Origin of the sequence: Candidatus Nitronauta litoralis, from assembly GCA_015698285.1 — a bacterium.
Lineage (GTDB): Bacteria > Nitrospinota > Nitrospinia > Nitrospinales > Nitrospinaceae > Nitronauta > Nitronauta litoralis.
This window is the reverse complement of sequence record CP048685.1, coordinates 1476280-1489484: the sequence shown is the minus strand read 5'-3', so window position 1 is coordinate 1489484 and position 13205 is coordinate 1476280. Positions and strand designations below refer to the sequence as shown.

The following is a 13205-nucleotide window of genomic DNA, read 5'->3' as shown; positions in this document are numbered from 1 at the left end:
TAAGGAAGAGGTAAATCTGGAATCGGATTGGTGACTTCCATTAGCAAATTCTCGGTAGTTGGTCACCACTTAACATATCCAGGACCCGCGTGGACCCAACGCTCGTTTTTAAAACCACATGTGGAGAAGTCGCCTTTTCAACCTTTCCAATAATATCGGGGACGCTGCTGTTTTGTTCCTTACGCAAAATTTCCACTGCACGTTTTGCATCATCCGGAGCAACAACCACCACAAAACACCCCTCATTGGCAATGTAGAGCGGGTCAAATCCCAACAGTTCACATGCGCCCTGGACTGGTTCATGCACTACAATTCTGTTTTCATCTATCGTAAATTTTAATTTTGAAGAACCGGCCATCTCAATCAATCCAGTAGCAAGTCCTCCCCGAGTTAAATCCCGAAGACAGCGGATTTGAATTTTAGCTTTAATTAGTTTTTGAACTAACGAAGATAACGATGCGCAGTCACTTTGAAGGGGTGGATCAAATTCCAGGTTTTCTCGTGCAGCCAGAACAGCAATTCCATGCCGGGCAATGTCTCCACTAATTAATATAGCATCGCCGGGTTGAATCTGATCTGGGTGCGAACGCAAAAATGGATGAGCCGCGCCCACTCCAGTTGTATTTAAAAAAATTCCGTCGCCGTTTCCCTTTGCCACCACCTTGGTGTCGCCGGTCACAATGTGAACACCAGACTCCTGCGCCGAAATTTTCATTGAATTTGCAATGGTTCGCAGGGTCGAGACGGGAAGTCCTTCTTCCAGGATAAACCCGACGGAAAGATAGAGCGGTCGTGCACCGCACATGGCAAGGTCGTTTACCGTCCCGTTCACCGCCAGAGAGCCGATGTCTCCACCCGGGAAAATCAACGGTTGCACCACATAGGAGTCAGTAGTCATCACAAGCTTGTCAGAGGGAAAGTCGAGTACTGCACCATCGTGGTGGGTTTCCAATTCGGGGTTTTGAAAAGCCGGTCGGAAAATTGATTCGATCAATTGATGCATTAACCGGCCTCCACCCCCATGCGCCAACAGAATTTTATCGTCGGAGGCCAAGGGTGCGGGACAACTTTCTCCCGGTGTAGAATCCGAATTTTGCGGAGGAGGTTTCATGCCTGAAAGTTTTGGTAGTGAAAATAAGCAGCACAAGCCCCTTCGGATGAAACCATAGTCGCTCCCAAAGGAGAGTCGGGAGTACATTCTTTACCAAAAGCTTCACATTCGTTTGGTTTTTTCAGACCTTGCAACACTTGCCCGCTGATGCAGTTTGTGCTCAAGGGTTCATAAATAATTTTTTGAGGAAATCGCAATGCAGCGTTTAGATGTCTATAGACACTTTTCAATCCCAGGCCGCTTGATGGAATTTCTCCAACGCCTCTCCATTGTTTTGGGATGACTTCAAACACTTCATTCAGGATTTTTTGAGCCGCGAGGTTTCCTTCTCTTTGTACCGATCGTGAGTACTGATTTTCGACTTCGTGACGACCCTCTTCCAATTGGCGGACAACCATGTCAATTCCCATCAGTATATCCAGAGGCTCAAACCCCGTCACCACAATCGGCACCTGGTATCGTTGTGCAATCGGTTCGTATTCTTCGAAACCCATGATGGTGCAGACATGACCCGCAGCAAGGAATCCCTGAACTTTGGAATGAGGCGAATTTAAAATGCTCTCCATCGCTGGCGGGACAAGAACCTGTGACACCAGAAAAGAAATATTTTTGATTCCCTGTTGTTTTGACTGATACAAAGCCATTGCATTGGCGGGCGCTGTGGTTTCAAAACCAATTGCCAGGAAGACCACTTCTTTATCCGCGTTCTCACGCGCCAGATTTAAGGCTTCCATAGGAGACTGGATGATGCGGACATCGCCCCCTTCCGCCTTAATATGAGCAAGGTCCGTATTTGTACCCGGCACGCGCATCATGTCCCCAAAGGTGCAAAAAACAACTTCCGGGTTTGATGCAATTTCCATGGCGTGATCCAGAATGGATTGCGGCGTTACACATACTGGACAACCAGGGCCATGTAATAAAGTAATTTCCGAGGGCAACAATGATTCCAGACCGTGTTTTGCAATAGAGCGGGTTTGCCCTCCGCAAATTTCCATGATCGTCCAGGGCCCCGTTACCGCTTCTGCAATACGTTGGGAACATTTTTCAATGGACCCCCGGTCTCGGTATTCGTCTATATATTTCATAATCGATAGTTATCTTGTTTCAGGGTCAATTTCGTCCAAAGTATTCAAAACCAACTGAGCTTCTTTTTCATTGAGGATGCTGATAGCGAAACCAACATGTACAATTACATAGTCCCCTTGCTTTGCCTCAGGCACATAAGCCAGGTTCACTTCCCGCACGACACCACCAAAGCTGACTTTTCCCATTGGCATGATGGAATTTTCTCCTGAGATGCCGAGAATTTTCCCAGGGATAGCCAGACACATCAGAGCATCCCCTTATCCGGCCGACTTGCCGCAACCAACTGCCCCAAGGATAATCCGCCATCATTGGGTGGAAAGCCCCTTTGCCAGTATGGATTAAATCCTGATTCACGCAGTTTTTCGACGGCAAGCTCAGTCAACACTCTGTTTTGAAAACACCCGCCCGTCAGCAGGACATTATCTTCTTCCGCCTGTTTCGCAACAAGTACCACGGCTTCAGCCAGGGTATTATGAAATTTTCCTGAGACAACTCCAGGGGGAACCCCACTCGTGCAATCCTCTAATAATTCTTCCATCATTCCGCTCCAGTCAATAACAACCCGGGGTGCAAACCGGTTCTTTGGAGTGTACTTTCCATCCAATATTTTTATTGGATACATCTTTTTAGAAGAGGGGGTTCCACTTGCAAATTCCAATAACATTGCCGATTGACCTTCATAGGAAACAACCTGTCGCAAATCGGAAAGGGATGCTACGGCATCGAACAAACGCCCGCAACTGGATGTGATGGGACAATTCAGGTTATTTTTAAGAAGTGAACTTAAATTTTTCAATTCCCGTGGTTCAAACGCACGTTGAATCAGGGGATGATGAATCGATTCCCCTCCCAAAATTTCATATAAAACACCAAGAGCACTCCTGCGGGGTTCTTTTACCGCCTGGCTACCTCCTGGGAGTTTGAATGTTTTAAAAGAACCAAAGCGTTTAATTTGTTTTTCTGTAACATGAAAAAACTCCCCACCCCAAATCGTATTGTCTAATCCAAAACCGGAACCATCCCAGCCAAGAGCCAGAAAAGGTGGTTGCAGTTGATTGTCTTCCATACAGGAAAATACGTGCGCGACATGATGCTGAATCGGAATTGTAGGTGCTTTTAGAGTACTCGCATGCAGGGTTGAAACATAATCGGGATGGGCATCATGGGCGATAAATTCCACAGGTGAAGAAATTGTTTTCAATGTGGAATTGACGGTCGCTGTAAACGCAGCTCGCGTAGAGGCGGCCTCCAGATCCCCAAAGTGGGGGCTGACAATAACTTTGTTCCCTTCCATCCAGGCGATGGTATTCTTATTGTGCCCTCCCAAAGCAAGACCCTTTTTGAGACCCCCATTACAGGCGATCGGAGTTGGCGAATACCCACGTGCTCGCCGAAGAACCTGGGTATGTCCCAGTAAAACCCTCGTGATGGAATCATCAGCATGTCGAAGGATAGGCCGATCGTGGGTCAGAAAAAAGTCTGCGATCCCCCCCAGGGTTTTTATTGCTTCCTGCTCATTGGTACAAATTTTTTCTTCGGAGAGGTTACCGCTGGTGCACACGATTGGGGTATCCATAAAATGAGACAAAACATGATGCAAGGGGTTTGAAGGAAGCATGACGCCTAAATAAGGATTTTCTGGGGCAACCTGTTTCGAAATAACCGGATCTCCTTTTCGCTTTAATAATACAATTGGCCCTTGAAATGATTTTAATAACTCCTCTTCATGGCTGGAAACTTCACAATCGTTTTGAATCGCGTCCATTGATGGATAAAGTACGGCAAAAGGCTTTTCATCTCTATGCTTTCTCTTTCTTAAAAGAAGAACAGCCGCGTCTGTTGTGGCCTGTGCCATGAGATGAAACCCGCCGATTCCCTTGACGGCAATCACTTTCCCCTGAATTAAAAATTCCACAGCCATTTGGAGCGCTTTATGTTTATCACCCAGCGACTCGCCTGCTGAATTTATAATTTTTAATTGCGGTCCGCATTCCGGACAACAGTTGGTTTGTGCATGGAAACGGCGATTTTCGGGATCGGTGTATTCCCACTCGCAAAGCGAACACATCGAAAACTGTTTCATGGAGGTGCACGCCCGATCAAAAGGGATTGATTCGGTCACCGTGTAACGAGGGCCACATTTTGTGCAGTTCGTGAAGGGATAAAGATAACGAGGGTCGCTGGAATCGAATATCTCACCAACACAATCAGGGCAAGTTGCAATATCGGGTATTAGTTGGGAGTTGCCTGTTCCAGAAGGGTCACTTTCCTTAATAATAAAAGTGGAATAATTGATAGAAGGCAGCAGACAGGTTTCGATTTCATCTATCTTTGAATGCGGAGGCGGATTTTCCTTTAGTGAGTTTAAAAAATCGCCAAGGCTTTTCTCACTTCCTTCAATTTCAATGGCAATGCCTTCCCGGGTATTTTGGACCCAACCTTTTAAAGAGTGGGCCTCGGCCAGTCCAAAGATAAAAGGACGAAAACCCACACCTTGCAAAAGGCCGCTTAGCTTCAGCCTCATTCTCCTGACTGGAACCAGCTTTGGTTTGGGTTGCGACCTATGGCTTTTAAGGGAAACTGGGGTCATGGTGTCGCTATTCAGCAATTTCGATACTTTCCAGTATGATTTCCTGCGCTAAAGGGTCATTGATGTCGTCTAAGACAATAATCTTTAAATTGGCATTTTCAGCTATGGTGCCACGGGATGCTTCAGCAAAATGTTCCCGGAAATGATCAGCTGAAATGTGAGACAAAGCTCCCAGGCGAACCGTCACCGCATCAACGGGCTTGTTCTGTTCATTTGCGGAAACAGATGTAATTTTCTCCATTAAATCTTTCATCAACGATTGCTCATGCATCTTTCGCTTTATTGCTCCCCATCGACAATAGATTGAATCTGTTCCACTACCCGGTTCACCGCCTGTTCCACTTCAGGAGTGAGGCCCTCACCGGGATCAAAACAATTACCTTCGATTCCAAAAATCTGAAGAGTAACCGGAAGTGTATCCATGACATTTGACATTTCCACCGCTTCGGCGACCCCGAAATTATGCGTGGAACAGGAGAACCAGTTTTTTGGAAGCGGTTCCTTGTTCGCATTAATACAATGCAATGTACCTGGAGCCTTTGAAGAAGATACCGCATCGATCAAAATTACATGGTTGCGTTCCTTCCATGTGTCCATCAACTGAACCCCTTCTCCCGACTGCTCGACGCACTCTATATCTTCTCTTAACTTTTTAATTCGACGAACCACTTCAAGCCCCGCACCATCGTCGTGCCTGTATTGATTGCCAACACCTACAATGAATATCCCTTGTGTCATGTGGTTGGTTAATTGATTCAAAGAGTCCTTTTTAGTTTTTTTTAAATTACGAACGAACAATATCCAGTTTTAAAAAATGGGTAGCGCAGGAAATGCAGGGATCGTAATTTCGAATGGCCTGCTCACATTGCCAGGTCAGTTTTTCCTGTGGCAGGTCAAGGTGCTTTGGAACAAACTGCCAGAGATCATTCTCAATGGTTTTTTGATTTTGCGATGTTGGCGGAATGATTCTGGCATCCAGGATTTGACCCTCTTCATCAATTTTATACCGATGATAAAGTAAGCCCCGGGGCGCTTCGGTACAAGCTGCGCCCACCCCTTCCTGAATTTCAAAATCTACGCTTGGTTGGTCAGGTTTTTCATACGATTCAATTATTCGCAAAGCTTCGTCGCAGGCGTAGAGCACTTCAATACTGCGCACAACGATACTTTGAAACGGATTGTGACAATGGTCTCCAATTCCGGACTCCTTCGCGCTTTCCTTCGCTAATGGAGATAACTGATCAAAATTAAGGTTGAAGCGGGCCATCGGTCCTACAAAATAGGACCCTCGGTCGATCAAAACCGAATGCAGAGCGTTGGTGTACTCGACATGGTCCTCCCTGAAATTATTTTCAAATTCTTGAGCTTCAATGTCCAAACCCTTATTGGAAATAATACGACCCTCATTAAACGGGTACTCATCCGGGTGGGAAAGTGAAACATATTCATAATCCTGGTCGAAAGCTGGGAAATCAAATCGGGATGACCATTTAACAGTTTCCAGCGCCGCATCCCGGGCCCACTTCAAACGTTCTTTCAAATGGTCAAACTCTGTTTTCGCAAGTACTTTGTAAAAGCCACCTACCTTGACATTGACCGGGTGAATTTCTCTTCCTCCCACCAGAGAAACAATTTCATTGCCCACTTTCTTCAATTGCAAACCACGCTCTACAACATCCTTATGATCCTTGGCCATCTGGACTGCATCCTCGTAACCTAAAAAATCGGGTGCATGCAACATGTAGATATGCAGTGTGTGACTTTCAATCCATTCCCCGCAATACAGAAGTCGGCGTAAATCACGCAGGGGTCCCTGGACCTGAATCCCTAGAGCTTTTTCCATCGCGTGGACCGCGCTCATCTGGTAGGCAACCGGGCAGATCCCGCAAATCCGTGCGGTAATATCCGGCGCTTCCTTAAAATCACGACCGCGAAGAAATGCTTCAAAAAAACGCGGAGGTTCAAATATTTTCAGCTTCACATCTGACACCTGATTCTCTTTGATCTCGATGTGCAAAGCCCCTTCCCCTTCAACCCGGGCAAGGTAATCTACTTTAATGGTCCGGTTTTTTTTCTTCATGCCGTTCGCTTTCTTTTCGAAAAGAAGGAGCGTACGCGTTGAATCCGCGGAAAACGCGTAATATTTCTGGATCGCCAGTACCCTGTTCTCCCAGCCAATCACCCAGGGAAGCGGTGTTCGGGGTTTCCTTAGGACCGAAACATCCGTAACAGCCGCGATTGTAGGAAGGGCAAATGGCATCGCAGCCTGCATGGGTGACGGGTCCCAGACACATCGTTCCCTGGGCCACCATGACACACACATTTCCCTTTAGCTTGCATTCAATGCAGGTACTATGCGGTGGGGTGACAGGTTTCCTGTCTTTCAGAAATGCGCTGATCACCTCCACTAATTGCATTTTATTGATGGGGCATCCGCGCAATTCAAAGTCAACTGGTACATGCGATGAAATTGGAGTTGATGTTTCCAGGGTATCGATATAGGTCGGGTTTGCATACACGATTGAAATAAACTCGTTAACATCTTTAAAGTTTCTTAACGCCTGTATACCTCCTGCCGTCGCACAAGCCCCGATCGTAATCAGGTATTTTGACGAACGCCTTACCTGGTGAATTCTCTCTTCATCATGGGGAGTGGTGATAGACCCTTCAACCAGAGAAAGATCGTATGGACCTTTAAGAACTCTTCTGGAAGCTTCAGGGAAATTGGCGATTTCAATCTCATCCGCAACTGTCAGCAGCTCATCTTCACAATCGAGCAGGCTCAATTGACATCCATCACAGGAGGCGAATTTCCAGACGGCAATTTTTGGTTTTTTCTTTTTCATCATCACTATAGTTCCCGTACTTCAAGAAAGGGCTGTATAGATGGATAATCAAAGACCGGTCCATCTTTGCAAATAAAAGAGGGACCAAACTGGCAGTGACCGCAAAACCCTACCGCACATTTCATATTGCGTTCCATCGAAATAAATATTTGATTTGTGGGCACACCAAACCGTTGAAGTTCGCGTACGGAATAACGCATCATGACTTCCGGCCCGCATACCATGGCAATCGTTTGCAGCGAATCAAACTTGACCCGGTCGATTAGATGCGTGACCACTCCAACATTGCCTCTCCAGTCCCGATCCCCTGTATCAACAGTCACCTTTACCTGGATCCCATTTCGTCCACGCCAGGTTTCGCGATCCTGGGAAAACAGAAGCCCATCGGGCATTCTTGCGCCATACAATAATGATACGTTTCCATAGTGATCGCGATGGGACTGGATTTGTTCAAGGACAGGACGAAGCGGCGCCAGCCCAATACCGCCCGCCAGAATAACCACATCTTTTCCTTTAGCCAGATCTACAGGCCAGCCTTTGCCAAAAGGCCCCCTCACCCCAATGGTTTGGCCTTTTTTCAAACGATGCAATGCACGGGTGACGGTTCCCACTTCACGTATGGTGTGCAACCAGCCACCGGATTGAGAAGAACGGCCGCTAATCGAAATCGGAACATCGCCAACGCCAAAAGCGTACAACATATTGAACTGCCCGGGAGAGTATTCCGATTGGGTCTTGTCCGGTGGCAATAGATCAAGGGTAAAAGTGTCCTCAGCTTCGCGGATTACCCGGTGGATCTTGAGAAGTTCGGGAACAACCGGGTCTGAGTTGATAGGGTTCATATCAGTTTTTCTGCTGGCTGCCGTAAATATCCAGTAACTGGATCTGGGTTGCCTCCATTCGTTGGCCCAATATAGGAAGAATACGGCTCAACAACTCAAAACCAAAATCATGATCCTCCTGGCATTTCTTTCGCAGACATTTTCCATCGAGCGCAATGGCCCGCGTCAACTCAACAGCTTGTGCATCACAATGCCAATGGTAGGGTGGGACCAGCCAGGCCCATCCCAGGATTTCCCCTTCATTGACTGTCTGCAACGTAATAGGGTTTCGACCGGGGGGACACAACTCCAGAGCCACTTTTCCCTGACGGATCACATAAAATCGATCAGCGTCCGCATGCTGGCGGTGAATGAATTCTCCTGCTTTAAAGCAAACGTTGGAAGCGCACCCGGTGATCAGTTCAAGAAATTCCTTTTTGAGGTCCTCAAAAAACGGATGATTCGCAAGTATGGATTCAAGAGATTTCATGAGTTACCGACTTTCTGATGAACTGCCTGAGGGCAGTGTTTCGGTCTCGCGAATGGCGCGGACTTCTTCAGTGAGATCGATGCCTACCGGACACCAGGTGATACAGCGTCCGCATCCAACACAACCGGATGAATCAAATTGATCAATCCAGCTTGCCAGTTTATGAGTCATCCACTGGCGATAACGTGATTTGGTTGAAGTGCGAACACTCCCTCCATGAAGATTCGAAAAGTCCATTGTGAAACAGGAGTCCCATCGTTGCCAACGTTCCGTGTGCTCTCCTGTGACATCGGTAATGTCTTCCACAGTGGAACAAAAACACGTGGGACACACCATCGTACAGTTTGCACAAGTGAGACATCGGTCCGCTACCTGATCCCAACGCGGGTGCTCAAGGTTTTCATACAACAGCTGTTTGATATCCCTGGTGTCGAGCGAACGTCCCATTTGTTCTTTTGCTCGTTCGGTTTGTTGCTCTGCTAATGAAACCTGGGACGGATCAGCCAGACGAGTGGGTATTTGCTCAAGGACTTTCTCTCCTTTTGAGCTTCCTGTTTCCAGTACAAAATAGTGCTGGTCGTTTTCAAGCACTTCCGTTAACGCCAGATCGAATCCTTTCTCCGCTCGCGGCCCTGAATTCATGGAATCACAAAAACAGGTTGCTGCAGCCTGTCCGCATTGAACGACAACAATAAAGGTATTGTCGCGCCGGAGTTCATAATCGGTGTTGACGAATTCATCCTGAATAAAAACCCGATCCTGTACCTGGATAGCCTGAAGCTCACAGGAACGGACTCCAAAGAAAGCATACGAGGGGGGTTCGACCTTTTCCTGATGGATCTGAAAGTCCGTACCGTTAGCGGTTCCAGTCCAAAGCCGGCGTCTGGGAGGAAACAGGTAATGCTTCCAGGATTGGGGACCCACTGTGTAGCCAAATAGTGCGTCGTCCTCTCGTTTTTTTAAACGGTAGGTTCCGCCCTCTTGTTCTTCTGTCCAGCCGACTGGAAAATCGTTGAGGGTTTTAATCGGGCCGTAAACTATCGCCCCTTCACCCAGGGTAGGCCCCACGACCTGATACCCTGCCTGAGCCAGCGCAGATAAAAGGGAGTTTAAACCTTCCCGTTCCAATATATGGGCTGTTTCCATGGATAACGCTCCAACCCGGTCAAGTGATTCATGCCGGAAAATAAAGCTGATCTCTCATCCTGATTTTACGCCCCCCGGGTATTCATCCGCAACTGACTAATCGATTCCAAATACAAGCGGATTCTCATCATATCCCAGGAGCGCAAATAACCTGCACTAACTGGACTGTTTGATTTTCTGGCGGTAGTTCCACCATTTTTTATGAGCTTCCATCAAAATCAGGATCGTTCCGGCCAATGCGACAACAGTCAACCACATCCCAGCGCTGACGGGCTCTGTTTTTAATACCCTTTGCGCCACCGGGAGGTGCATGGATACCAGATGGAGCAAAAATGCGCCTGCAACTCCAATCGCCAACACTGGGTTTTGCATCAAGGGAATCTTGAATGCCGATTTCGTTTCTGACCGACAGTTGGCCATATGAATATTTATGAACAGGACTATCAAAAGTAACAAGACGTTTCGGGCCGATTGCAATTCTATTCCCTGGGCTATCAGAGTGTTAAATAAAAGGAAACCTGTTATTCCCATCCATAAAGCAACGATCACGGACCGTTCAATCATCAGGGAATCGAAAATAGGTTCGTCCGGATTGCGCGGGCTTTTCTGGAGTTCATCCCCTTCTTTTGGTTCAAACCCCATACCCACATCCTGAATCCCCTGAGTTACCAGGTTCAGCCAAAGAAGCTGAACAGGCGTCAGGGGAAGTGGCAAACCCGATAGCAGAGCCAGACACACGAACACGACTTCGGCCGCACCGGTTGAGATCAACATGAAAATTATTTTTCGAATATTACTGTAAGCAACACGACCTTCCTCTATCCCGCCGACGATTGTCGCAAAGTTGTCGTCACTGATCACGAGTTCAGCCGCTTCCCTCGCCACATCGGTTCCTGATTTGCCCATGGCGGTTCCGATATTGGCTGTTCTCAGAGCCGGTGCATCGTTCACACCATCACCGGTGACGGCAACGAAGTGCCCGGCCTTTTGCATTGCCTGGACCAGTTCCAGTTTTTGATTGGGCGCAACCCGTGCAAACAACCGCACGGTTCTGGCAATTTCCTGCAACTCTTCAGTGGATTTTTTTTCCAGTTCGTCACCGGTAATTACCTGGTCCGGTGTCATATTCAAACCCAGATCGTTTGCTATAGCGAGAGCCGTAACAGGATGATCCCCGGTAATGATGGCGACCTCGATGCCTGCATTTCGGCAGTCATTAACAGCTTCACGAACCCCGCTCCTCAAGGGATCGATCATCCCAACGAAACCGAGAAAAGTAAGATCCGCAGGTTCCGAAGGAGCATGAGCTTCATCCGGGGGAGTTGCGGGATTCCCTTTCGCCAGTGCCAGAACACGGAAACCCTGTCCTGCCATTTCCTCTGCACTTTGAAAATGACGCTGGCGGGCATCTTCCGAAACTTCCCGGCACATGGAAAGGACTTTTTCAGGTGATCCCTTGACGAATACATGAACCTGGCCTTCTTTATCCCGATGAAATGTAGCCGAGTAGCGGTATTCGGGTTCAAAAGGAATCTGGTTGATCTGGGGAAATTCGTCCAACAAAAGGTCACGTTGCAGATTGAGCTTCATTCCCAGGGATAACAGGGCGATGTCTGTGGGATCGCCGCGATAAATCCAATCGTCATTGGAGTGACGCAAATCGCCTTCATTATTTAATACGGCGGCCTGCACCAGGGATTTCAGTTCCGGAGAGAGCTGATCCGGTTTAACGTGGTGCGTTCCCTCATGCAGAACGCCTTCCGGTGTAAACCCCTGACCGGAGACCCTGAGAGTTTTTGAGTCAGGAAGACGAATCTCGCGCACCGTCAATTCGTTGCAGGTCAACGTCCCCGTTTTGTCGCTGGCGATCAGGGTGCAACTTCCCAGCCCTTCAACAGCCGCCAGTCTTCTAATGATAACGCCCCGACGTGCCATGCGATTGGTACCAATCGCAAGCGCTACCGTCAAGGCAACCGGAAGTCCTTCCGGAATCACGGCAACAGCAAGCGCGACCGCGAACATGAGCATATCCATTACCGAATGCCCCTGGGTCATAACACCCAGGATGCCGACCAACAGGATGACTACCATGACCACCCAGGCCAGCTTCTTGCTGAACTTTTCCATGCGGACCATCAAGGGTGGTTTACCCTGACCCGTTCCAAGCATTGCTTTGGCAACGTGGCCGACTTCCGTCAACATCCCCGTCGCCACCACCAGACCCTTGGCGCGCCCGCGAACAATGATGGAGCCTGCATGCCCCATATTCAGCCGGTTGGCAACGGGCACCGGTTTATCCTCCAACCATTGGGCGTCTTTCTGGACTGCGAGTGATTCCCCGGTGAGTAGAGATTCGTCCGCCTCCAGACTATGCGTCATTAACAAACGAACATCTGCAGGAACACGATTACCGGATTCCAACCAGACCAGATCCCCTGGAACCACATCTTCCGCAGAAATTTCGAAAACGCGTCCCTCTCGCTCAACGGTTGCCCGGGTTTGCAAAAGTTTTTGCAACGCCTGTGCGCTTTTCTCTGCCTTCCATTCCTGAAAACCACCGATAACGGCATTCAGACAAAGGACTCCAAAAATAAAACCAGCGTCAACCCATTCTCCAATAGCAATCGATACCAATGCGGCGATTGCCAGAATATATACAAACGGACTTTGGAATTGACGGACAAGGATTTCAAATTTTGAAGGAGGATGCGACTGGGGCAGCCGGTTGGGACCCACAGATTTCAGGCGACGGGCCGCTTCTTCCCGGGTGATCCCCGTTGGAGAGGAATCGAGTTTTGAATAGCAAAGATCTTCGCTTAAGCCGTACCAGGAGACATCGGGAACAGGAACATCTTTATCGGTTTTTTTTCCGGCTCTATTGAGTTGGTCAGTAACCACAGGTGCCTCAAAAAACAGATAGAATTAAAATGCAAACAACCTTCACCCGAATCCAGGAGCAGAAGGGGTCAAAAAATCGAGTATCTTTTGATCCAGATCAGGGTATATTTCCAGCCGCAAAAATTTTCCAGCAGCACTGTCCAAAAAATTTTTAACCACTTATCCCATTATACTCCTTTCTTCAAAGGCGGGATTGGAACAAGGCCTGGATTGG

The 13205-nt window shown here is 48.0% G+C and carries 12 protein-coding genes; all 12 read right to left on the bottom strand.

Translation table 11 applies throughout. From position 1 onward, the window contains the following. Positions 1-40: 40 nt before the first annotated feature. The 12 genes from hypE to G3M70_06670 all read right to left on the bottom strand — a co-directional run bounded on the left by hypE (position 41) and on the right by G3M70_06670 (position 12991). Positions 41-1111: a hydrogenase expression/formation protein HypE gene (gene hypE / locus G3M70_06725; protein ID QPJ61595.1), complete on the bottom strand. Its 1071-nt coding sequence runs from the start codon at positions 1109-1111 to the stop codon at positions 41-43. Then, positions 1108-2199, bottom strand: a complete 1092-nt coding sequence (gene hypD / locus G3M70_06720) for a hydrogenase formation protein HypD (protein ID QPJ61594.1) — start codon at positions 2197-2199, stop codon at positions 1108-1110. The genes hypE and hypD overlap by 4 nt, the downstream gene beginning before the upstream one ends. A gap of 9 nt (positions 2200-2208) precedes the next feature. After that, on the bottom strand, positions 2209-2445 hold the full coding sequence (locus G3M70_06715) for a HypC/HybG/HupF family hydrogenase formation chaperone (protein ID QPJ61593.1): 237 nt from the start codon (positions 2443-2445) through the stop codon (positions 2209-2211). Further along, a complete protein-coding gene (gene hypF / locus G3M70_06710; protein ID QPJ61592.1) occupies positions 2445-4790 on the bottom strand; it encodes a carbamoyltransferase HypF in 2346 nt (781 codons plus the stop codon). Before hypF ends, G3M70_06715 begins: the two co-directional genes overlap by 1 nt. Before the next feature lie 7 nt (positions 4791-4797). Then, positions 4798-5061 carry a hydrogenase maturation nickel metallochaperone HypA gene (locus G3M70_06705; GenBank protein ID QPJ61591.1) on the bottom strand — a complete coding sequence of 88 codons (264 nt, stop codon included), beginning with the start codon at positions 5059-5061 and terminating at the stop codon, positions 4798-4800. Between the two features lie 8 nt (positions 5062-5069). Continuing rightward, positions 5070-5549 carry a hydrogenase maturation protease gene (locus G3M70_06700; protein ID QPJ61590.1) on the bottom strand — a complete coding sequence of 160 codons (480 nt, stop codon included), beginning with the start codon at positions 5547-5549 and terminating at the stop codon, positions 5070-5072. Between the two features lie 25 nt (positions 5550-5574). Then, positions 5575-6870 carry a Ni/Fe hydrogenase subunit alpha gene (locus G3M70_06695; protein QPJ61589.1) on the bottom strand — a complete coding sequence of 432 codons (1296 nt, stop codon included), beginning with the start codon at positions 6868-6870 and terminating at the stop codon, positions 5575-5577. Continuing rightward, entirely contained in the window at positions 6845-7636 is a 792-nt protein-coding gene (locus G3M70_06690) for an oxidoreductase (protein ID QPJ63734.1), read from the bottom strand. The genes G3M70_06695 and G3M70_06690 overlap by 26 nt, the downstream gene beginning before the upstream one ends. Positions 7637-7641: 5 nt before the next feature. Beyond that, positions 7642-8478 carry a Ni/Fe hydrogenase subunit gamma gene (locus G3M70_06685; protein QPJ61588.1) on the bottom strand — a complete coding sequence of 279 codons (837 nt, stop codon included), beginning with the start codon at positions 8476-8478 and terminating at the stop codon, positions 7642-7644. A 1-nt stretch (position 8479) separates the two neighbouring features. Further along, complete coding sequence (locus G3M70_06680) at positions 8480-8947, bottom strand: cyclic nucleotide-binding domain-containing protein (protein ID QPJ61587.1); 468 nt, start codon at positions 8945-8947, stop codon at positions 8480-8482. A 3-nt stretch (positions 8948-8950) separates the two neighbouring features. Then, positions 8951-10093: a sulfite reductase subunit A gene (locus G3M70_06675; GenBank protein ID QPJ61586.1), complete on the bottom strand. Its 1143-nt coding sequence runs from the start codon at positions 10091-10093 to the stop codon at positions 8951-8953. 156 nt (positions 10094-10249) lie between these two features. Then, a complete protein-coding gene (locus tag G3M70_06670; GenBank protein ID QPJ61585.1) occupies positions 10250-12991 on the bottom strand; it encodes an HAD-IC family P-type ATPase in 2742 nt (913 codons plus the stop codon). Between the last annotated feature and the right edge of the window lie 214 nt (positions 12992-13205).

What these genes read in the sequence shown, in the direction of transcription:
- hypE (QPJ61595.1), bottom strand. Translation starts at nt 1,111, where the DNA reads ATGAAACCTCCTCCGCAAAATTCGGATTCTACACCGGGAGAAAGTTGT.
- hypD (QPJ61594.1), bottom strand. Translation starts at nt 2,199, where the DNA reads ATGAAATATATAGACGAATACCGAGACCGGGGGTCCATTGAAAAATGT.
- G3M70_06715 (QPJ61593.1), bottom strand. Translation starts at nt 2,445, where the DNA reads ATGTGTCTGGCTATCCCTGGGAAAATTCTCGGCATCTCAGGAGAAAAT.
- hypF (QPJ61592.1), bottom strand. Translation starts at nt 4,790, where the DNA reads ATGACCCCAGTTTCCCTTAAAAGCCATAGGTCGCAACCCAAACCAAAG.
- G3M70_06705 (QPJ61591.1), bottom strand. Translation starts at nt 5,061, where the DNA reads ATGCATGAGCAATCGTTGATGAAAGATTTAATGGAGAAAATTACATCT.
- G3M70_06695 (QPJ61589.1), bottom strand. Translation starts at nt 6,870, where the DNA reads ATGAAGAAAAAAAACCGGACCATTAAAGTAGATTACCTTGCCCGGGTT.
- G3M70_06690 (QPJ63734.1), bottom strand. Translation starts at nt 7,636, where the DNA reads ATGAAAAAGAAAAAACCAAAAATTGCCGTCTGGAAATTCGCCTCCTGT.
- G3M70_06685 (QPJ61588.1), bottom strand. Translation starts at nt 8,478, where the DNA reads ATGAACCCTATCAACTCAGACCCGGTTGTTCCCGAACTTCTCAAGATC.
- G3M70_06680 (QPJ61587.1), bottom strand. Translation starts at nt 8,947, where the DNA reads ATGAAATCTCTTGAATCCATACTTGCGAATCATCCGTTTTTTGAGGAC.
- G3M70_06675 (QPJ61586.1), bottom strand. Translation starts at nt 10,093, where the DNA reads ATGGAAACAGCCCATATATTGGAACGGGAAGGTTTAAACTCCCTTTTA.